Raw genomic sequence first — 19,699 nt, forward strand, 5'->3', positions numbered from 1 at the left:
GGAGACAGCCCGGCCGCGTCGGCGCAGACTGATGAGTGTGAATGCCACAGACACCGAAGCTGACCACCCGCTGCGCACCATTGCAGATGAACTGGACTCGCTCACCTCGAGACTCGTCCACGACGAGGCGCCGACCTTCGACCGCCTGGCCGATGCCCTCGCGGAGGCCCCACGTGTCTTCGTGCTGGCCTCCGGACGGTCCGGACTTGCGCTGCAGATGACCGCCATGCGCCTGATGCACCTCGGTCTGGACGTACACGTCGTCGGCGACGCGACGACGCCTGCCATCACCTCCGGAGACCTGCTGCTGACCGCCAGCGGATCCGGCACGACGAGCAGCGTCGTCAGTGCCGCCGAGAAGGCGCTCTCCGTCGGCGCCCAGGTGGCGACCATCACCACGGCAGCAGACTCCCGGCTCGCCGAACTCGCCTCGGTATCGATCACAGTGCCCGCCGCAGGCAAGCAGGATCGTTCCGGCGACGCGTCGGCGCAATACGCGGGGGGCTTGTTCGAGCAGTCCGTGGTCCTGCTCGGCGACGCGCTCTTCCATGCGCTCTGGCACCGCTCAGGGGTCAGCGCCGACGAGCTCTGGCCCCGCCACGCAAACCTTGAATAGACCCGCGCTGCATTCCCGACAGCACGTCACACACAACCCCGAAGGATCACGATGAAACTGCAATTCGCTATGGATACCCTCACCACTGAAGCGGCACTCGAGCTGGCGGCCGCCGCGGCCCCGCATGTCGACATCCTCGAGCTCGGCACTCCCTTGATCAAGAGCGCGGGCCTCTCGGCGGTCACCGCGATCAAGGACGCCCACCCGGACAAGATCGTGTTCGCGGACATGAAGACCATGGATGCCGGCGAGCTGGAGGCAGACATCGCCTTCGCCGCGGGCGCCGACCTCGTGACGGTTCTCGGATCCGCCGGCGACAGCACCATCGCGGGTGCGGTCGCTGCCGCGAAGAAGCATGGCAAGGGTGTCGTGGTGGACCTGATCGGCGTCTCGGACAAGCCTGCGCGTGCCCGTGAGGTCGTCGCCCTCGGCGCCGAGTTCGTCGAGATGCACGCAGGCCTCGACGAGCAGGCGGAGGAAGGCTTCACCTTCTCCACGCTGCTGCGCGACGGCGAGGCCTCCGGCGTCCCGTTCTCGGTGGCCGGCGGAATCAACACCTCCACGATCGAATCGGTGCAGAGCTCCGGCGCCGAAGTCGCTGTCGCCGGCGGCGCCATCTATGGCGCCCCTGATGTGGGGACCGCCGCGCAGCAGCTGCGCGCAGCCATCGTCTGATCCAGACAGCGGGAGAGCGACCTGGGGCTCCCAGGTCGCTCTCCCGCTCTGGTCGCTCCCCCGCTCTGGTCGCTCCCCCGCCCCGGCGGGGCTCCGAGCGGTGCTACTGCAGCAGCGTCTTGTCGTCGACCACGGCGCCCTTGAGCTTGCCGAACTCGGCGAGCAGGTCCTGCGGGGTCATCTGCGCCTTCTGCTCGGCGCCGACGTCGAGGATGATCCGACCCTCGTGCATCATGATCAATCGGTTGCCGACCTCCAGGGCCTGGACCATGTTGTGCGTGACCATCAGCGTGGTCAGGCCCTTGTCCTCGACCACGCTGCGGGTCAGCCGGGTGACCAGCTCGGCGCGCTGCGGATCCAGGGCCGCGGTGTGCTCATCGAGCAGCAGCACCCGAGGGTCCGAGTAGGTGGCCATGAGCAGGCTCAGCGCCTGCCGCTGACCACCGGATAGCAGCCCGACCTTGGTCTTCAGCCGCCCCTCCAGGCCCAGCTCGAGCTGCTTCAGCGCCTCGGCGAACCGCTCGCGCTTGGCCTTCGTCACCCCGCGGGAAAGCCCGCGCGGACGCCCGCGGCGGTCGGCCAGGGAGAGGTTCTCCTCGATGCTCAGGTTCGGAGCGGTGCCTGCCATCGGGTCCTGGAACACCCGACCGACCTGCGCCGCCCGCTGGTGCTCCTTGAGCCTGCTGACGTCGCTGCCGTCGAGGGAGACCACGCCGGTGTCCTGGTGGATCCGACCCGCCACGGTGTTGAGCAGGGTGGACTTGCCCGCCCCGTTGGAGCCGATGACGGTGACGAAGTCACCCTCCGTCAGCTCCAGGTTCACGTCCACCAGCGCGCGGCGCTCGTTGACGGTGTGTGGGAAGAACGTCTTGGAGACTGAGTCGATGGTCAACATGTCAGGCTCCCTTCTCGGCCGAGGCTTTGGGCAGGTGGGCGTCGGGGGTGGTCAGCGGTGCGGCGGCGTCCGCCAGCGGCGAGGAGCTCCTGCGTCGCAGGCTCAGCTTCGAGAAGCCCTTCCACTGAGGCAGCAGCAGCGCCGCGACGACCAGGATCGCTGACATCAGCTTCATGTCGTTGGGGTTGAGCCCGACGTTGAGCGCGAGCTGGATCGCCAGGCGGTAGACCACCGCGCCGAGGATCACGGCGAGCGTGGCCTGCATGACGCTGCGGCTGCCGAAGATGGCCTGGCCCACGATCACCGAGGCCAGTCCGACCAGGATCAGGCCGATCCCCATCCCGATGTCGGCGAATCCCTGGTGCTGGGCGACGACGGCGCCGGCGATGCCGACGAGTCCGTTGGAGAGCATCAGGCCGATGATCTTCTGCCGGTCGGTGCTGACCGCGAAGGAGCTGATCATCTGCTCGTTGTCACCGGTGGCGCGCAGCGCCAGTCCGTTGTCCGTCTGCAGGTACCAGTCCATGATCAGCTTGAAGATCAGCGCGACGGCGGCCAGCACGGCCACCGAGGTCCAGCCCACGCCGGTGAAGCCGCGCATCATTGAGATGACGGTGTCCTGGCCGAGCAGGGGCACGTTGGCCCCGTCCATGATGCGCAGGTTGATGGAGTAGAGCCCGATCATCGTCAGGATGCCGGCCAGCAGCCCGTTGATGTTGCCCTTGGTGTGCAGCAGGCCGGTGATCATCCCGGCGAGGCTGCCGACCACGAAGGCCGCGGCGGTGGCCAGGAACGGGTCCACCTCGTTGGTGATCAGGATGGCCGCCGTCGCCGCACCGGAGGTGAAGGACCCGTCGACGGTCAGGTCGGGGAAGTTCAGGATCCTGAAGGTCAGGTACACGCCCAGGGCCATGATCGCGTAGATCAGCCCGAGCTCGAATGCTGTGATCATGTGTCCTCATTTGTCGTCGCGGCCGGATCATCGGCCGTCGCCGGGTCCACGTCCACTCAGGCGGCGGGCGCCGGTGCAGCCTGGTGCGGCTGTCCCGGCGCCCGGCCTGGTGGTCATCTGTCAGTCATAGCCGCGTTCAGCGGCCGTGTGCCAGCCGCGTGAAGCGGCCGGAGGGGTCGAGTCGAGTCACCCGCGGTGGGTCACTCTTCCTCTTCAGCGGCCTCGTCAGCCTCGGCGGGGTCCTCGGCCTCGACGTCCTCACCGACGACCGTGTCGGCGCGGTCCAGCAGCTCCTGGTCCAGCTCGACGCCCATGGCCTCGGCGGCCTCCGGGTTGACGATGAGCTCCAGGGTCTCCTGGGTCTCGACCGGCATGGTCGCCGGGTCCTCACCGTCCTCGAGGATCCGCAGCGCCATCTCGCCGGCCTGGCGGCCGAGGTCGCCGTAGTTGATGCCGTAGGTGGCCACCGAGCCGCGGATGACCGAGTCACCCTCGGAGGCGATCACCGGGATGGAGTTCTGCTGGCCGTACTGCAGCACGGACTCCAGGGCCGAGACGACAGCGTTGTCGGTCGGGACCCAGATCGCATCGACGTCGAGGGACTCCACGCCCTGCTGGACCTCGGAGGAGTTCGAGATGGTCGCCTCCTGGATCTCCAGGCCGAGCTCGTCGGCGGCCTCCTGGGCGAGCTCCACCTGGACGGCGGAGTTCGTCTCGCCGGAGGAGTAGACGATGCCCACCGTCTCGGCGTCGGGAGCGATCTCCTGGAGCAGCTCGAACTGCTCCATCACCGGGTTCAGGTCGGAGGCACCGGTGATGTTGGCGCCGGGCTCCTCCCAGGAGTCCACCAGGCCGGCTTCCTCAGGGTCGGTGACCGCGGAGAACACGATCGGCTTGTCGGTGACGGCCTGTGCCGCGGCCTGGGCGGTGGGGGTGGCGATGGCATGGACCAGGTCCATGTCAGAGGTGGCGAAGGTCCCGGCGATGTTGCTCGCCGTGGCCTGCTCGCCCTGGGCGTTCTGCTCGTCCCATTCCACCTCGACGCCGGCGTCCTCGAAGGCCGCCTTGAAGCCGTCGCGCGCCTCGTCCAGCGACGGGTGGGAGACGATCTGGGTGATGCCGATCGAGTAGCTGCCGCCTTCTTCGCCGGCCGCGCCCTCGGTGTCTTCGCCTTCGGTGTCGCCGCCGCAGGCGGTGAGCATCATGGCGGTGGCGGCCAGCGCCGCCGAGAGCCTCATGGTTGTGCTGCGTGATCGCATAGGTGCTCCTCATCTAGGTGCATCATCCGTCGGTGGGTCTCGCCGGCGTGATGCTGTGCGTGATTCTTCTGGTGCGGGTGATTCAGCTGCGGTGTTGCTGGTGCTGCAGCGTCTGTGGTCCTGCGGTGCCGCTGGTCCTGCTGGTCCTGCGGTGCTTCTGCTGCTGCGAGTGGTCCCTGCATTTCCGCGATGTTGAACAGAGGTTATCCTGCTCCACGTCCGTTGGTCAGCAGGTCAGCGCGCGCCCGGGGTCACCGAGAGTTCTTCGCGCTCGCTGTCGTCGTTGAGATTGATGCCCTGAAGCTTCTTCGGCACCATCGAGACGGCGATGAAGGAGATGATCGCCAGGATCGCGATGTAGAGCCCGATCAGCCAGGACTGTCCGGTGGTGTTCAGGATGGTCTGGGCGATGGTGGCCGCGAAGGCGCCGCCGATGATCGAGCCCAGCGCGTAGCCGATCGAGACGCCGGAGAAGCGGATGTTGACCGGGAACATCTCGGCGTAGAGCGCCGACTGCGGGCCGTAGGACGGGCCCAGACCGATGGTGAGGATGAAGATCGCCAGCGCGAAGAGCGGCAGCGAGGCGGTGTCGAGCAGGAACCACATCGGGATCGCCCAGACGATGATGATGCCGTAGCCGATCTGGAAGGTCTTCACCCGTCCGATCCGGTCGGAGATGTATCCGCCGAAGAGCGTGAAGATGAACCAGCCGACGCCGCCGATCAGCGAGGCGATCAGGGTGTCATTGCGATCCATGCCCAGCGTGTTCACGCCGTAGGCGGCGAAGAAGGCGATCACCAGATAGCCCGCGGCATTGTTCGCGGCGAAGATCAGCGCCGCCAGGAAGGTGTACTTCTTGTGCGTGGTCACCAGCTCCTTGAGCGGAGCCGAGGACTCCTTCTTGCGCTCCTTCATCTCCAGGAAGACCGGGGACTCGTCGACCTTGAGTCGGATCAGGAAGCCCACGATGATCAGCACGAAGGAGAAGAGGAACGGCACCCGCCAGCCCCAGGAGAGGAACTGCTCCTCGGTGGTCATGGCGTTGAGCGCGAACATGAATCCGGTGGCGAGCAGCATGCCCAGCGGCACACCGATCTGCGGGTAGGCCCCGAAGAGTCCGCGCTTGTGGCGGGGAGCGTGTTCGACGGCGAGCAGCGCCGCCCCGCCCCATTCGCCGCCGGCCGAGAGACCCTGCAGCACGCGGAGCACGATGAGCAGGATCGGCGCCAGGACTCCCCAGGTCGCATAGGTGGGAAGCAGGCCGATGAGCACCGTGGCTCCACCCATGCCCATCAGCGTGATCACCAGGACCACCTTGCGGCCGTAGCGGTCACCGATCATGCCGGCGAGGATCGCGCCCAGCGGGCGGAAGAGGAAGGAGATGCCGACCGAGGCCCAGGCGACGATCTGCGCCAGCGCGGCGTTGTCCTCGCCGAGCGGCTCGAAGTACAGCACCGCCAGCACGAAGCCGGCTGCCTGCGCGTAGATGAAGAAGTCGTACCACTCGATGGTGGTGCCGACGAGGGTTCCCGCGAGGACCTTCGTCTCCTCGCGAGTCAGGTCATGCCCCTCGCTGCTGAGATAGGTGGTCTGGCTCATATCTGCTCCAAAGGCTGGACACGTCACGGTGACGTACGAGTGTTTCTTGGGTTGTGCCTGTGACTCAGGTCACTGACATGAGCGCCAATGTACCAGAATTAATGACCGAACGGTTGGTCAGTCCGATGATCAGTGGGAACACCGTCGGCTACAGTGAATTCACCGTCCCTTCGCGCCGCTGCGCGGAATTCTGCGCCCCATCCCCCACGAGAGAACCGCTGCAAGGACCATGCCCCAGCCATCGACTGACTCCGCCCCCCGCATGCGGTGGATGGATCTGCTCCGCGGCGTCGCGGTGCTGCTGGTGGTGGTGCTCCACGGCTCCGACATCCCGCGGGCCAACGGGCTCGGCGTGGAGCGGTGGACCGAGCTGAACCTCTATCTCGAGCCGTTCCGGATGCCGCTGCTGATGTTCCTCTCCGGAACCCTGCTGCCCCGCTCGCTCACGAAATCCGCGGGAGCCTACCTGTGGGGGAAGTTCGCCAGCATCGTCTGGCCGCTGATGATCTGGCTCGTCGGGTTCGGGGTGCTGATCTATCACAGCGGACCGGGCCAGCTGGAGTACTGGCTGAGCGGGGACTACCTGTGGTTCCTGATGGCGCTGACGCTCTGCTACCTCGGCGGGATGCTGCTCAAGCCGCTGGTCTCGCGGCCGCAGCTGCTGAGCGGGCTCGCCGTCGTCGTGTTCGTGGTCATGATCCTCGCCCGGCACTACACCGAGGTCGAGAACTCACTCGTCACCCGCACCCTCTACTACGGGGCCTTCTTCTTCCTCGGCGCCGCCTGCGCGAGGATCCTGCAGCGCTGGGCGACGGCGCCCTGGCTGCTGATCGCGGCGCTGGGAGTGGTCGTGGCGTGGCTGGCACATCACGGCTTGGAAGGCAGCGAGTTCCGCGCCGGGACCATCTATGCCGCACCCACCGCAGTGGCCGGCATCGCCCTGATCCTCTGGGTGGCGCCGCGGATCCCCGCGGGTCGGGTCAACAGCTTCCTGCAGTGGGCCGGACGCAGTTCGATCGTGGTCTATGTCAGCCACTTCCCGATCATCATCCTGATCCACCGCGGGCTGAGCGAGATCGGCGTGGACCCGGTGCTCCACGTGGCGGCCTGCACCCTCGGCGGACTGCTGCTGAGCCTGCTCGTGGTGTGGCTGCGACCGTGGACCCGCTGGCTCTACGTCGTGCCCGGCAATCGGCGCGTGGCGGCCCGCCTTGCCGCCCGGGTCGGTGCGGATTCCACTCAGGGCTCTGACCGCATGCGCATGTCCTAGCAAGCAGATAAGGTTTCACACTGTGAGCACCGCCCTGTACCGCCGCTATCGACCCGACTCTTTCGCCGACGTGATCGGGCAGGAGCACGTCACCGCGCCCTTGATGACGGCCCTGGGCAAGGACGCGGTCTCCCACGCCTACCTCTTCTCCGGCCCGCGCGGCTGCGGCAAGACCACCTCCGCCCGGATCCTGGCCCGCTGCCTCAACTGTGCCCAAGGTCCCACCGGCACCCCCTGCGGGACCTGCGACTCCTGCGTGGACCTTGCCACCGGCGGGTCCGGCTCGCTCGACGTGATCGAGATCGACGCCGCCAGCCACGGCGGCGTCGATGATGCCCGCGACCTGCGCGAGCGTGCGACCTTCGCCCCGGTGCGCGACCGCTACAAGATCTTCATCATCGATGAGGCTCATATGGTCACCGCCGCGGGCTTCAACGCGCTGCTGAAGATCGTCGAGGAGCCGCCGGAGCACATCAAGTTCATCTTCGCGACCACCGAGCCGGACAAGGTCATCGGGACCATCCGCTCACGCACCCACCACTACCCGTTCCGGCTGGTCCCACCCGAGCCGCTGATGGACTACCTGCACCGGCTCTGCGAGCAGGAGGGCGTCACCGTGGCTCCGGGCGTGCTGCCCCTGGTGATCCGCGCCGGCGGCGGCTCGGTGCGTGACACGCTCTCGGTACTCGACCAGCTGATCGCCGGATCCTCCGACAGCACCTTGGACTATGACCGGGCGACGGCGCTGCTCGGCTTCACCCACGCCACCATGCTCGACGAGGTCGTGTCCTCCGTGGCGGCGCTCGACGGCGCCACCGCCTTCTCCGTGGTCGATCGCGTGGTCCAGTCCGGGCAGGACCCCCGACGGTTCGTCGAGGACCTGCTGGAGCGGCTGCGCGACCTGATCGTGGTGAAGTCCGTCCCGGAGATCCCGGGGGCGATTCTGCGCGGGGTCCCCGAGGACCAGATCCGCTCGATGCAGACCCAGGCCGGGCAGCTCGGCTCCGCGGAGCTCTCCCGTGCGGCCGACATCTCCGCCCAGGCGCTCACCGACATGGTCGGCGCCACCTCGCCGCGGCTGCACCTGGAGCTGCTGATGGCCCGGCTGCTGCTGCCCCATGCCGAGCAGGGGCATGCCTCCGTGGCGGCCCGGCTCGAGCGGGTGGAACGCCGCCTGGACTTCGCCGCCGGAGCCGGCGTGACCCCCAGCGCCGAGAGCGACTCCGCAGCACGGACCGCAGACTCGACCGCGGCCGGCTCAGCACCTGACCCAGGCTCAGCACCCGAGGCCCGCGCCGAGCAGCACACCTCAGAGGCGCAGGTTTCAGCGACACAGGGCCCAGCCACGCAGGCTCCAGAGGAACAGACCGCGGCGGACCCCAAGTGGGCAGCCCCGAGCTCGCGGCCGGCCGCGGCACCCGAGTCGCAGAGCGGCTCGCCCTCCTCCGACTCTTCCGGGCGCGAGACCACGACGGCGGACGCAGGCCGACCGGAGTCAGCTCCGCCGCAGGAGCACCAGCCTGCCGCGGCGGCGAGCCGCTCCTCCCCCGGGGCCCAGAACCCGGCGGCCCCGGCGGCACCGACCGCGGCCGCCCAGCCCGCATCCCCCGCCGCGACCCCGGCCGCACCTGCCGCCGGAGGGTCCACAGACGAGATGATGCGCCGGGCCTGGCCCGACATCGTGGACTCGCTGAAGTCCCAGTCGCGGATGCTCTGGATGCTGGTCAAGGGCAATGTGAGCGTGGACAGCTTCGACGGGCAGTCACTGAGCCTCGACTTCACCAATGAGGGAGCGCGGACCACGTTCGCCAACCGCAACGGTGAGCAGGCGATGAACGCCGCGATCGAGGACGTCCTGGGCATGAAGGTCCGCTTCAAGCTCGTCACCGGAGGCTCGTCCTCGGCAGGCGGTGGTGGCGGCCCAAAAGCTGACCGCCGGCTGAGCCCGGCGGCCGCTCCAGCAGAGGCCCAGTCCGGGGACGACACCCCAGCCTGGGTCCTGCAGGAACCGCCCGAGCCCTACGATCCGGGATTCGCCGAGGCTCCGCCGGAACAGCCGACGGATCAGCCCTCCGAGCACCCCGCTGAGACCCGCCCGGGGGCCGACCTCGACACCAGGGCCGGGTCCAGCGAGCCGGATGCCACCGACCTCGATCCCGCCGACCCGGATTCCACCGACCCGGAGGAGTCTGCCGCTGCGGACACCCGAGCCGCGGCACCCTCCGCGGTCTCCCCCGAGGCCGCGGCACACCTGAGCCGTGACGCGCCGGCGCTGAACCCCGACCACGACGCCACCACCGGCAATCACATCGATGCCGGCACAGGCACAGGCACTGGCACTGGCACTGGCACTGGCACTGGCACTGGCACTGGCACAGTGACTCACACCAGCACGGACACCCAGGACGCATACAAGCCGCTGGCCGAGAAGTCTCCAGTGCCGGCCTTCGCCCGTCGTGCCGGCACCGCCCCGCGGTGGAGCAGCCCCAACGATCCCCAGACAACCGGTGGAGGCTCTCCCGCCGCGGCCCCGGCGCAGGGCGTCGCTCCGAACGGCGGTGCGCCGCAGACCACCGCCGGGGGCACCGGCACCCCGGCAGGCCCGCCCGGAGGGGGTGCTCCGAGTCGTGCGGCAGAGATTCGCCGTCGTCTTGCCCAGCGCAACGGGGGCGGATCCTCCTCGGCTCCCCCTGCAGAGCCGCCCGCCGACCACCCCTCGCATCCGGCTCCACCGCCGGACCCGGCCTGGGACTCGGGGCCGCCGAGCGACTATGACCAGAGCGAGCCGCCGGCATGGGCCCAGAGCGAGCCCGAGGACGTCGCCAGCGAGGACGATGTCCCGCTCGAGCACTCCGGGGTGTTCGGCCGCAAGGCCTTCGAGAAGCACCTCGGAGCCACCCTGCTGGAGGAACGCCGGCTCAACGAGTGAGCCCGGTTAGACTGAATCTCCACCCCGGAAGGAAGGCTCGTCCACACCGTGTATGAAGGCGCAGTCCAAGACCTGATCGACGAGCTCGGGCGACTCCCGGGCATCGGTCCCAAGTCGGCACAGCGCGTGGCCTTCCACATCCTCGAAGCCGACGGTGAGGACATGAAACGCCTTGCCGACGCGATCACCACGGTCAAGGAGAAGGTCAAGTTCTGCGCGATCTGCTTCAACGTCTCCGAGGAGAACACCTGCCGGATCTGCCAGGACAGTCGGCGCGATCCCAGCCTGCTCTGCGTGGTCGAAGAGTCCAAGGACGTCATGGCGATCGAACGCACCCGCTCCTTCCGCGGGAAGTATCACGTGCTCGGCGGCTCGATCAATCCGATCGCCGGGATCGGCCCCGATCAGCTGCACATCCGAGAGCTGCTCAGCCGACTCTCCGACGACACCATCACCGAGGTCATCGTGGCCACCGACCCGAACCTCGAAGGTGAGGCCACGGCCACCTACCTCTACCGGATGCTCGGCTCCATCGGCATCAAGCTGACCCGCCTGGCCTCCGGGCTCCCCGTCGGCGGAGACCTCGAATACGCCGATGACGTCACCCTCGGGCGGGCCTTCGAAGGCCGCACCGTGATGTCCTGACCTGGCCGGCGGCACGTCGCATCCAGATAGTTATGCAAGCGTGATCAGGTAATACTCAGGTTTCTTCGCTGTCGTATTTCCGTTGGTTTTCGTCCACCCTGTTGCACTAGTCACGTCTGGGAAGCGCGGACGCCAGGCCGTTCACGGTCGGAATTCTTTCTCCCTTTCCCAGATCTCCCGGATGTCGCCGAACCTTGTCGTTCGACGAGAAAACAGTTTCCAAATCCTTTTTATCGGTCTAGCGTGATGAGTCAGGCAGTCCTGCGCCGTTTTCCGGCGCAGCTCCGCTGACTCGCACCAGACGCACACCAGAGGATGAGGTAAGCACTGATGATGAAGAAGACTTCCATGGCAGTCCGCGCAGGCGCCGTGAGCGCCGCCGCACTGCTCGCACTGACCGCCTGCGGCGGCGACGAGGGCGAGAACGGTGAAGCCGAGGGTGGCGGCGAAGACGTCATCACGGTGGCCATCGCAGGAGAGGTTCCCTACTCCTACCTGAACGACGACGGGGAACCCGAGGGTGCCACGATAGCCCTGGCCGAGGAGATCTTCGGCCAGATGGGTTACTCGATCGAAGCTGAGGTCACCGACTGGGACAGTCTGATCCCCGGTCTCAATGCAGATCGTTACGAGGCCGTCTCGGCAGGCATGTCAATTCTTCCCGAACGCTGTGAAGAAGCTGCCTTCGCTGAGCCCGAGATCATGTACACCACCGCACTCCTGGTGGAAGAGGGCAACCCCTACGGCGTGGAGGACCTCAACGACGTCGCAGAGGCCGTCGAGTCCGGCGAGGACCTCACCCTCGCCACCCTGTCCTCAGGCGTCGAAGCCACCTACGTGGACGAACTGGGCATCGACGCCGAGGGCGTCGCCACGGCCGATGATGGAGTGGACATGGTCACCGGTGGCCGTGCCGATGTGTTCGCCCTGACCGCGATCTCGCTGTCCGAGATGGCAGGCGATATGGACGGCTTCGAGGTCACCGAAGGGTTCGTCCACGACATGGATGGCGTCATGCAGTACGGCGCAGGTTCGACGGTCTTCCCACAGGGCTCGGAGATGCTCGAGGAGTACAACGAGCACCTTGCCGAGCTCAAGGAGAGCGGCGAGCTGCTGGACATCATCAGCGAATACGGCTTCACCGAGGCCGAGGTGCCACCGGCGGACCTGACCGCCGAGGCGCTCTGTGCAGGCGACCTGGAATCGCTCCAGGACATCGAAGACTGAGCTGAGAACATTCAGCACCTCCCGGTGGCCGGCCCGACAATAGGGTCGGCCACCGCTTCGGTGACACGACCTCCAGCAGAGAGGAACCACCTCCTACCGTGGACTGGCTAGATCAACAGCAGCAGAACTTCGAGTCACTGCAGAACTTCGGACCCAGACTCTGGGACGGGTTCCTGCTCACCGTGCAGCTCACCCTGGTCGGCGCGGCACTTGCGTTCGTCATCGCCGTGATTTTGGGGCTCATGGGTGGCAGTCCGAAGTGGTGGCTGCGCACCCCGGCCCGCATCATCATTGAATTCTTCCGCGGCACCTCGCTGCTGGTGCAGCTGTTCTGGGTGTACTACGTCCTTCCGCTCTTCGGGCTGACCCTGGAGAGCGCCTTCACCGTCGGAGTGATCGCGCTGGGTCTCAACTACGGCGCATACGGCGCCGAGGCGGTCCGCGCCTCGCTGACCTCCGTCGCAAGCGGACAGTGGGAGGCCACTGTGGCGCTGTCCATGTCCTGGCAGCACAAGATCCGCCGGGTCATCTTCCCGCAGGCCTGGGCGTTGATGATCCCCTCCCTGGCGAACCTGCTGGTGCACCTGATGAAGGGCTCGGCCATCGTCTACATCGTCGGCCTCAACGACTTCAACTTCGAGCTTGACCAGTTGCGCCGTGTCACCGACGCCTGGTTCGCCTACGCCTTCGTCGGACTCATCGGCTACTTCACCTTCGCCCTGGTGCTCACCCAGATCATGCGGCTGCTGGAAGTCCGGGCCAGGCACCGACTCGGCCAGGGCCTCAGCATGCGAGAGATCCTCTCCCCTGCGCCCAAGCTTCCCACCGGAATCCAGCCTGGAGGTGCCTCATGATTCCCGTCGCGCCATTCACCGCTGATCCGGTCCCCGAACCCACGGGCAACATCTGGAACTGGGATTTCGCCATCGAGATCTTCCCGGAGATCCTGCGCGCATTCCTGGAGGTCACCCTGCTGGTGACCGTCGTGGGCACGGTGATCGCCGCCCTGCTGGGCCTTGTCATCGCCATTATGATCCGCGTGCTCCCCCGCCCGCTCGCCTTCGTGCTGCGCTGGGCGGCGAACTTCATCCGGATGACCCCGCTGGTGGTCCAGCTGCTGGTCCTCTACTACGGCTTCACCTGGATGGATCCGTTGACCATCGGCTTCATCGTGTTCGGCGTCCACTACGCGACCTACATGTCCGAGGTCTACCGCGCGGGCATCGATTCCGTGCCGAAGGGCCAGTGGGAGGCCACCAAGGCGCTCTCGATGAGCGCGGGACGGACCTGGCGGCGCGTGGTCATTCCGCAGGCCCTGCGCTCGACCATCCCCTCGCTGGGCAACTACGCGATCTCGATGTTCAAGGACACTCCGTTCCTCTTCGTCATCTCGGTGGCCGAGATGGTCAGGGTCGCGCAGACCATCGGCGCCCAGACCTTCCGCTACACCGAGGCGATCACCATCGCCGGCCTGATCTTCCTCGCCGCCAGCTATCCCACTGCACTGCTGATCAACCGTCTGGAGAAGCGACTTGCCTACGCCAACTGAGCCCGAAGCCCCGGTCATCGAGTTCGTCGATGTCGAGAAGCGCTTCGGGGACAACATCGTGCTCAAAGACCTGAACTTCTCGGTGCGCCGGGGCGAGCGGGTGACCCTGATCGGGCCCTCCGGCTCCGGCAAGACCACCATCCTGCGCCTGGTGATGACTCTGGAGGAGCTCACCGGCGGGTACATCTTCGTCGACGGCGAGCCGCTGACCCACCGCGAGAAGGACGGCAAGCGCGTCGCCGTCTCTCCCAAGGAGCAGAAGCGGCTGCGCACCCGGATCGGGATGGTCTTTCAGCAGTTCAACCTGTTCCCCAACATGACCGTGCTGGAGAACATCATCGAGGCCCCGATCCATGTGCTCGGCCAGTCCAAGGCCGAGGCCACCGCGAAGGCGCATTCGCTGCTGGAACAGGTGGGCCTGCCGGACAAGGCTGACCAGCACCCGCTGAGCCTCTCCGGCGGCCAGCAGCAGCGCGTGGCGATCGCCCGCGCGCTGGCCATGGATCCGGAGATCCTGCTGCTCGACGAGGTCACCTCGGCGCTGGACCCCGAGGTCGTCGGGGACGTGCTCAACATCCTGCGCAACGTCGCCGACACCACGAACGTGACCATGCTGATCGTCACCCATGAGATGAGCTTCGCCCGCGACGTCTCGCACAAGGTGATGATGTTCGACGGCGGCCGCGTGGTCGAGGAGGGCGCCCCGGAGAAGATCTTCTCCGACCCCAGCCACGCGCGCACCAAGCAGTTCCTCAGCGCCGTGCTGCGCGACGCCTGACCCGCTTTAGACTTGACCTGAGTTCCCCCGTTCAAAACCCCAGGAGTGAGACAACCTGTCATGAGCCTGATCGTTCAGAAGTACGGCGGATCATCCGTTGCAGACGCCGAGAGCATCAAACGAGTGGCGAAGCGGATCGTCGAGACCAAGCGTGCCGGTCACCAGGTCGTGGTGGTCGTGTCCGCCATGGGTGACACCACCGATGACCTGCTCGACCTCGCAGGCCAGATCACCTCCGCACCACCGTCCCGCGAGATGGACATCCTGCTCTCCTCCGGGGAGCGCATGTCCATGGCGCTGCTGGCGATGGCGATCCATGAGCTGGGCGAGTCCGCCCAGTCCTTCACCGGCTCCCAGGCCGGCATGATCACCGACGCCATCCACGGCAAGGCCCGCATCATCGAGGTCTCCCCGCTGCGCGTGCAGGAATCCCTCGACGCCGGCCACGTCGGCATCGTCGCAGGGTTCCAGGGCATGAGCCGGCAATCCCGCGACATCACCACGATGGGCCGCGGCGGCTCCGACACCACCGCCGTCGCCCTCGCCGCCGCGCTGCACGCCGACGCCTGCGAGATCTACACCGACGTCGACGGCGTCTTCACCGCCGATCCGCGCGTGGTCAAGACCGCCCGCAAGATCGACGAGATCTCCAGCGACGAGATGCTCGAGATGGCGGCCGCCGGCACGAAGGTGCTGCACCTGCGCTCGGTGGAGTACGCGCGCCGATTCGGCGTGAAGCTCCACGTCCGCTCCTCGTTCAGCCAGCTCGAAGGCACCTGGGTCATCCCCGACCCCAAAGACACCGTCAAGATTCAGGAAGGCGAACCCTTGGAACAGCCGATCATCTCCGGCGTCTCCCACGACGCATCCGAAGGAAAACTCACCATCACCGGCGTCCCCGACGTCCCGGGCAAGGCGGCGGAGATCTTCAACCTCATCGCCGAGGGCGCGGTCAACATCGACATGATCGTCCAGGACGTCTCGATGGCGACCAAGACCACCAACATCTCCTTCACCCTCCCCGGCGAGGACGGCGAACGCGCCCAGGAGATGCTCAATGCGCACAAGGACACCATCGGCTTCGAGTCCCTGGACTTCGTGCCCCAGGTCGGCAAGGTCTCACTGATCGGCGGCGGGATGCGCAACCACCCCGGCGTCTCGGCCCGGTTCTTCACCGCCCTGCGCGACGCCGGCATCAACATCGGCCTGATCTCAACCTCTGAGATCCGCGTCTCGGTGATCACCGACGTCGAGCTGCTGGACCGCGCGGTCGCCGCGATCCACACGGCCTTCGGCCTGGACTCCGACGAAGAGGCCACGGTCTACGCCGGCACCGGCCGCTAGCATCCGCCATGGGCACCACCATCCGCCCCGCCGTCGGGCGCTTCGATGACTTCTACGAGGTCATCGGGGTGAAGAAGCCCGGCGGTCTGGGGTGCTGGTGCATGTCCTACCGCGATTCCCGGGTCTCCGGCCCGGATCGGCCGGCCTTCATGGAGGAGCTCTGCCGCACCGAGCCAGGCCCGGGTGTGATCGCGTTCGTCGATGACACTCCGGCGGGCTGGTGCTCGGTGGCTCCGCGCAGCACCTACCGGCGGCTGATGAACTCCCGGACCATCCCGTTCCTCGATGACCGAGACCCCTGGTCGGTGGTCTGCTTCGTGGTCCGTGCGGGATTCCGACGGCGCGGACTGATGCATGATCTGCTCGACGGTGCCGTCGCGCATGCCGCCGCGCACGGCGCGGCGGTCCTCGAGGGATATCCGATGGAGCTCGAGGACGGCAAGCGGGTCGACGTGATCAGCGGCTACGTCGGCACCACCGAGCTCTTCGCGGGCCACGGGTTCGAGGTCGCCGGACCCACCACCGCGCACAGCGGACATCGGCCGCGCTGGATCATGCGCCGGGAGCTGACAGAGCCTCAGGAACCGGACGCCAGCGCGGAATAGGCCGCTCAAGCACACAGGCGGCAGGTGTACCCTTTACGGGTTCCCTACCGCCTGCGCACTTGGTACGAGTGATATACCCGATGGTAACCCAGACACCAGCTCCTCTTGAGGCAATACATGGTTTGACGGTGATTCCTGAACAGGAGCATCGCGAGCGGGCCGCCGCGCATCAGTCCGCGGTGGACCTGCTCACCGAAGACTTCCTGGCGCGCCGTCATGCCGGCGCCAAGCACCCGGTGGAGGACTTCCTCTTCACCTACTACTCCCACTCCCCCGGCAAGCTCTCGCGCTGGCACCCCGGGGTGGGGTTCCTGCTCGAAGGCGCACAGCGCACCGAGCGGGCCCAGTGGAAGCACTACCGCAGCACCGACTCCGGGGTGACCCTCGACGTCGAGGGCTTCCGCGAGGACCGGGCCTCCATGATCGGATTCGCCCGGCGACTCTTGAGCACGACGGCGGCGGCTCCGGCTCAGCTGGGCTGCTTCGGGCTGCACGAGTGGGCCATGGTCTACAAGTCGGTGGAGCACGGCCAGCGCCACGACCAGGTGCCGCTGCGCCTGGGCGCCGCGGGCACCGATGAGGTGGTGGAGGCGGCGAACATCCGGTGCACCCATTTCGACGCCTACCGCTTCTACACGCCCTCGGCCCGGCCGCTCAACGCGCTGGAGCCGACCCGCGAGGCGCAGACCCAGATGGAGCAGCCGGGCTGCCTGCACGCCAATATGGACCTCTATAAGTGGGCCTATAAGCTCACCCCCGCGGTCAGCAGCGACCTGCTGCTCGAGTGCTTCGACCTCGCCTCACGGATCCGCCGGCTCGACATGCGTGCCTCGCCGTATGACTTGAGCGACTGGGGCTACGAACCGGTCGCGATCGAGACCCCTGCCGGACGGGCGGCCTACGCCCGGGCGCAGAAGGGCTTCGCCGAGGAGTCCCAGGTGCTGCGCGGGAAGCTGCTCGCGGTGCTCGACCGGCTCGAGGCTTCGTGATCGCCGCGCTGTGCCTGCTCAGGCGTTGGCGAGCACCCGGCTGCATTCGCTGAGCAGCTCCTGCATCCGCGTGGCGTCATGTCGGCCGTTGAAGATCTCGGTGCCGTTCTCGAACGCCCGCCCGGCCGCGAGCGGCCCAGCGTCCACGGCGTCGTAGCCGAGGGAGTCCACGAAGTCCTGGACCAGCGCCTTCGCGGCGGCGTCATCTCCAGCGACCGCGAGCGCCCGGCGCTGTGGGTCTCCGGCGGGGTAGGAATCGATCTCCAGATCCCCGTAGCCGATGTGGTTCAGGGTCTTCACGACCCGGGCGCCGCCGAGGAACTCCGCGATGACCTCGCTGGTGCTGGTGCCGGTCTCGAACTCGTCCATGAATCCGTCCACCGGCGCCCAGTAGTTCATGGTGTCGATGACCACCCGGTCGCGCAGCACTGCGGTGTCGATGCTGCGGTACTTGTGCAGCGGCACGGCCAGCACGATGAGGTCGGCGCCGCGCAGATCTTCGCGGTCCACCGCGGTCGCGCCGGGGACGATCACCTCGGTGAGCAGGGCGATGTCCGCTGCCGGTTTGGCGGTCGCGATCTTCACGGTATGACCGGCCCGCACGGCCTGACGGGCGACGGCGGTGCCGACCCGGCCAGCACCGAGCACTCCGATGGTCAGTGGCGTCTGCGTCATGGTGATCCCGTCCCTCGGCCAACGATCGACCGATTCTTCAAAAACTGAAAGATTTCGCCTGGCATAACGTGAGGGCCCGGAGATTTGTTCCACCTTCGGGTGCCTGCTCCGTCACAGCGGAGCCGACGACGGCGGCCGCGGCGTCCTCCGCGCGAGCCACTGCTGCGGCGTCGTCGTGGTGATCACGGTCGGTGACCGTGGGATCAGGGCGCCGCTGCCTAGCGCGGTCATTCCCAGCGGGATCCGCACCACTCGAGGAACCAGGTGATCCTGGGCGTTGACCTGCTGTGCCAGCCGCGCGAGATCGACCTGTTCGGGACCGCAGATCTCGGTGACCTCGGCGGCCTCCGGCGCCAGGGCCTGCTCCACCAGATGTTCCGCCGCCTCCGCCACAGCAAGGGGACGCGAGAGGATGCCGGGGACGAAGGCCGTGCCACCCACTCGGGTCTGGCGCAGCAGCGCTTCGGGGAGCTCGAACCACTGGGTGGTGCGCACCATGCTCAGTGGCAGCCCGCTCCTCCGGTAGACATCTTCCTGGGCCGCCTTTCCACGGTAGTAGCCGAGCCAGCGGTGCACCCGGGGATTGGCGGCGTTGATGATGCTGAGGCAGACCACGCGCGGCTGCGAGCCCTCGACCGCGGCCACCACCTGGGAGGCGGCGGACTCGAAGAACCTGACCGCGGCCCGCGCGGACAGCGTCTGGTGATTCAGAGCGTCCACGACGACGTCGGCGCCGGCGAGCGCGCGAGACAGCGCCTCGAGGTCACCGACATCGACGCCGAGACTCCGGCTGATGGCCACGGCCTCCACATCACGGCCCCTCAGTCCCTCAAGGACCAGCGACTCGGCCAGTCCGGAGGCTCCCAGCACTGCCACGCGCGTCGCTGCCATGCCACGGTCCTTCGCCCGAGAGATCTGTTGAAGCTGCGCCCACTGTAGACCCGGCGAGGCGTGGTCGTCAGGAGTTCAGCTCACGTCCCCGTCGACGTAGAGCCACTGACCGGACTCCCGGCGGAAACGGCTGAGCTCGTGCAGTCGACCCCTCGTGCGGGGCTGATCCGACGACGTGCCACCGTCGGGAGCGTCCTGATAGGCGGCCACGAACTCGACGGTCCCGGTGTCGTGGAACGGGCCGCCCGCCGTCGTGCCCAGGATGTTCAGGCGCCTCCAGTGCGGGCCGGGTGCGGTGAGATCGCTCAGCGCGGGGCGGGTCTCGGCGGCCCAGGTGCGGTGGAGGTAGCCCGCGAAGAATGCCGGATCCCGGCTGAGCAGGGCATTCGCGCTGTATCGGGACCGCATCAGCGCCTCCGCGGTGGGCGCCGGGGCACCGAGGAGGAAGCGCGCGCAGCAGGCGGCATAGGTGTCACCCGATCCGCAGGGGCAGCGCTGTTCGGCGTCAGGGTGCTTGTGGCCGGGACGAGCGGCGGCAGGCTGGGATCGCGGGTTCTGCGTCATCGCACCAGCATCTCATCGGTCCCGAGACGCTCCACGGCGTGGCAGCCCGCGCCGAAGCCGTTCGCAACGAAGCAGCTCACATCGTTTGGGCACTTTGCGTCGCTTTGACGCACCTCGGGACGGGTTATTCCGCCGCAAAGTGCCCAATCGACGCGACCGGACCCGCGGATGATGCGGGCGAACGCTCGAATCGCACCGCGCGCGCCGCTCCCGCGGGCACCCGGTAGACTGGTCCGG

19 protein-coding genes are annotated in these 19,699 nt (G+C 67.4%); 12 read left to right on the plus strand and 7 right to left on the minus strand.

Annotated features, from left to right (window positions below; translation table 11 throughout):
* Positions 1 to 31 precede the first annotated feature (31 nt).
* Both hxlB and hxlA read left to right on the plus strand, forming a co-directional pair.
* Complete coding sequence (hxlB, locus tag BCL67_RS05080) at positions 32 to 616, plus strand: 6-phospho-3-hexuloisomerase (protein ID WP_106122379.1); 585 nt, start codon at positions 32 to 34, stop codon at positions 614 to 616.
* A gap of 51 nt (positions 617 to 667) precedes the next feature.
* On the plus strand, positions 668 to 1,291 hold the full coding sequence (hxlA, locus tag BCL67_RS05085; RefSeq protein WP_106122380.1) for a 3-hexulose-6-phosphate synthase: 624 nt from the start codon (positions 668 to 670) through the stop codon (positions 1,289 to 1,291).
* A gap of 103 nt (positions 1,292 to 1,394) precedes the next feature.
* On the opposite strand, the gene BCL67_RS05090 is transcribed toward hxlA, so the two are convergent.
* From BCL67_RS05090 to BCL67_RS05105, 4 genes are all read right to left on the minus strand, one after another.
* Entirely contained in the window at positions 1,395 to 2,186 is a 792-nt protein-coding gene (locus BCL67_RS05090) for an ABC transporter ATP-binding protein (protein WP_106122381.1), read from the minus strand.
* A gap of 1 nt (position 2,187) precedes the next feature.
* The gene (locus BCL67_RS05095) at positions 2,188 to 3,138 is read right to left on the minus strand and encodes an ABC transporter permease (RefSeq protein ID WP_106122382.1); all 951 of its coding nucleotides are present in this window, start codon (positions 3,136 to 3,138) and stop codon (positions 2,188 to 2,190) included.
* Between the two features lie 200 nt (positions 3,139 to 3,338).
* Complete coding sequence (locus BCL67_RS05100; protein ID WP_106122383.1) at positions 3,339 to 4,397, minus strand: ABC transporter substrate-binding protein; 1,059 nt, start codon at positions 4,395 to 4,397, stop codon at positions 3,339 to 3,341.
* A 234-nt stretch (positions 4,398 to 4,631) separates the two neighbouring features.
* Positions 4,632 to 5,996, minus strand: coding sequence for an MFS transporter (locus tag BCL67_RS05105; RefSeq protein WP_106122384.1), 1,365 nt, complete (start codon positions 5,994 to 5,996; stop codon positions 4,632 to 4,634).
* A 271-nt stretch (positions 5,997 to 6,267) separates the two neighbouring features.
* On the opposite strand from BCL67_RS05105, the gene BCL67_RS05110 reads away from it, so the two are divergent.
* From BCL67_RS05110 to BCL67_RS05155, 10 genes are all read left to right on the plus strand, one after another.
* Positions 6,268 to 7,266 (plus strand): acyltransferase family protein, encoded by a 999-nt coding sequence (locus BCL67_RS05110; protein WP_181255892.1) that lies wholly within the window; start codon positions 6,268 to 6,270, stop codon positions 7,264 to 7,266.
* 22 nt (positions 7,267 to 7,288) lie between these two features.
* Positions 7,289 to 10,195: a DNA polymerase III subunit gamma and tau gene (locus BCL67_RS05115; protein WP_106122386.1), complete on the plus strand. Its 2,907-nt coding sequence runs from the start codon at positions 7,289 to 7,291 to the stop codon at positions 10,193 to 10,195.
* Positions 10,196 to 10,243: 48 nt separating this feature from the next.
* Positions 10,244 to 10,840, plus strand: a complete 597-nt coding sequence (gene recR, locus BCL67_RS05120; protein ID WP_106122387.1) for a recombination mediator RecR — start codon at positions 10,244 to 10,246, stop codon at positions 10,838 to 10,840.
* 330 nt (positions 10,841 to 11,170) lie between these two features.
* Positions 11,171 to 12,067 carry a transporter substrate-binding domain-containing protein gene (locus BCL67_RS05125; RefSeq protein WP_258174773.1) on the plus strand — a complete coding sequence of 299 codons (897 nt, stop codon included), beginning with the start codon at positions 11,171 to 11,173 and terminating at the stop codon, positions 12,065 to 12,067.
* Between the two features lie 98 nt (positions 12,068 to 12,165).
* Positions 12,166 to 12,921: an amino acid ABC transporter permease gene (locus BCL67_RS05130; protein ID WP_106122388.1), complete on the plus strand. Its 756-nt coding sequence runs from the start codon at positions 12,166 to 12,168 to the stop codon at positions 12,919 to 12,921.
* Positions 12,918 to 13,616 (plus strand): ectoine/hydroxyectoine ABC transporter permease subunit EhuD, encoded by a 699-nt coding sequence (gene ehuD, locus BCL67_RS05135; protein ID WP_106122389.1) that lies wholly within the window; start codon positions 12,918 to 12,920, stop codon positions 13,614 to 13,616. The genes BCL67_RS05130 and ehuD overlap by 4 nt, the downstream gene beginning before the upstream one ends.
* Positions 13,600 to 14,394 carry an ectoine/hydroxyectoine ABC transporter ATP-binding protein EhuA gene (ehuA, locus tag BCL67_RS05140; protein ID WP_106122390.1) on the plus strand — a complete coding sequence of 265 codons (795 nt, stop codon included), beginning with the start codon at positions 13,600 to 13,602 and terminating at the stop codon, positions 14,392 to 14,394. The genes ehuD and ehuA overlap by 17 nt, the downstream gene beginning before the upstream one ends.
* 60 nt (positions 14,395 to 14,454) lie before the next feature.
* On the plus strand, positions 14,455 to 15,738 hold the full coding sequence (locus tag BCL67_RS05145) for an aspartate kinase (protein WP_106122391.1): 1,284 nt from the start codon (positions 14,455 to 14,457) through the stop codon (positions 15,736 to 15,738).
* Between the two features lie 8 nt (positions 15,739 to 15,746).
* Complete coding sequence (locus BCL67_RS05150; protein ID WP_106122392.1) at positions 15,747 to 16,343, plus strand: GNAT family N-acetyltransferase; 597 nt, start codon at positions 15,747 to 15,749, stop codon at positions 16,341 to 16,343.
* Between the two features lie 128 nt (positions 16,344 to 16,471).
* Positions 16,472 to 17,332 carry a 3-methyladenine DNA glycosylase gene (locus BCL67_RS05155; RefSeq protein ID WP_106122536.1) on the plus strand — a complete coding sequence of 287 codons (861 nt, stop codon included), beginning with the start codon at positions 16,472 to 16,474 and terminating at the stop codon, positions 17,330 to 17,332.
* Positions 17,333 to 17,350: 18 nt separating this feature from the next.
* On the opposite strand, the gene BCL67_RS05160 is transcribed toward BCL67_RS05155, so the two are convergent.
* From BCL67_RS05160 to BCL67_RS05170, 3 genes are all read right to left on the minus strand, one after another.
* On the minus strand, positions 17,351 to 18,007 hold the full coding sequence (locus tag BCL67_RS05160; protein ID WP_106122393.1) for an NADPH-dependent F420 reductase: 657 nt from the start codon (positions 18,005 to 18,007) through the stop codon (positions 17,351 to 17,353).
* 111 nt (positions 18,008 to 18,118) lie between these two features.
* On the minus strand, positions 18,119 to 18,898 hold the full coding sequence (locus BCL67_RS05165) for an SDR family oxidoreductase (RefSeq protein WP_106122394.1): 780 nt from the start codon (positions 18,896 to 18,898) through the stop codon (positions 18,119 to 18,121).
* Positions 18,899 to 18,973: 75 nt separating this feature from the next.
* Positions 18,974 to 19,462, minus strand: coding sequence for a YchJ family protein (locus tag BCL67_RS05170; protein ID WP_106122395.1), 489 nt, complete (start codon positions 19,460 to 19,462; stop codon positions 18,974 to 18,976).
* Positions 19,463 to 19,699 lie beyond the last annotated feature (237 nt).

Origin of the sequence: Nesterenkonia sandarakina, assembly GCF_003003175.1 — a bacterium.
Classification (GTDB): Bacteria; Actinomycetota; Actinomycetes; order Actinomycetales; family Micrococcaceae; genus Nesterenkonia; species Nesterenkonia sandarakina_A.

Excerpts from the sequence above, each read along its gene's own strand:
- hxlB (WP_106122379.1), top strand. The coding sequence starts at position 32 with ATGAGTGTGAATGCCACAGACACCGAAGCTGACCACCCGCTGCGCACC.
- hxlA (WP_106122380.1), top strand. The coding sequence starts at position 668 with ATGAAACTGCAATTCGCTATGGATACCCTCACCACTGAAGCGGCACTC.
- BCL67_RS05090 (WP_106122381.1), bottom strand. The coding sequence starts at position 2,186 with ATGTTGACCATCGACTCAGTCTCCAAGACGTTCTTCCCACACACCGTC.
- BCL67_RS05095 (WP_106122382.1), bottom strand. The coding sequence starts at position 3,138 with ATGATCACAGCATTCGAGCTCGGGCTGATCTACGCGATCATGGCCCTG.
- BCL67_RS05100 (WP_106122383.1), bottom strand. The coding sequence starts at position 4,397 with ATGCGATCACGCAGCACAACCATGAGGCTCTCGGCGGCGCTGGCCGCC.
- BCL67_RS05105 (WP_106122384.1), bottom strand. The coding sequence starts at position 5,996 with ATGAGCCAGACCACCTATCTCAGCAGCGAGGGGCATGACCTGACTCGC.
- BCL67_RS05110 (WP_181255892.1), top strand. The coding sequence starts at position 6,268 with ATGGATCTGCTCCGCGGCGTCGCGGTGCTGCTGGTGGTGGTGCTCCAC.
- BCL67_RS05125 (WP_258174773.1), top strand. The coding sequence starts at position 11,171 with ATGATGAAGAAGACTTCCATGGCAGTCCGCGCAGGCGCCGTGAGCGCC.
- ehuD (WP_106122389.1), top strand. The coding sequence starts at position 12,918 with ATGATTCCCGTCGCGCCATTCACCGCTGATCCGGTCCCCGAACCCACG.
- BCL67_RS05145 (WP_106122391.1), top strand. The coding sequence starts at position 14,455 with ATGAGCCTGATCGTTCAGAAGTACGGCGGATCATCCGTTGCAGACGCC.
- BCL67_RS05150 (WP_106122392.1), top strand. The coding sequence starts at position 15,747 with ATGGGCACCACCATCCGCCCCGCCGTCGGGCGCTTCGATGACTTCTAC.
- BCL67_RS05160 (WP_106122393.1), bottom strand. The coding sequence starts at position 18,007 with ATGACGCAGACGCCACTGACCATCGGAGTGCTCGGTGCTGGCCGGGTC.
- BCL67_RS05165 (WP_106122394.1), bottom strand. The coding sequence starts at position 18,898 with ATGGCAGCGACGCGCGTGGCAGTGCTGGGAGCCTCCGGACTGGCCGAG.
- BCL67_RS05170 (WP_106122395.1), bottom strand. The coding sequence starts at position 19,462 with ATGACGCAGAACCCGCGATCCCAGCCTGCCGCCGCTCGTCCCGGCCAC.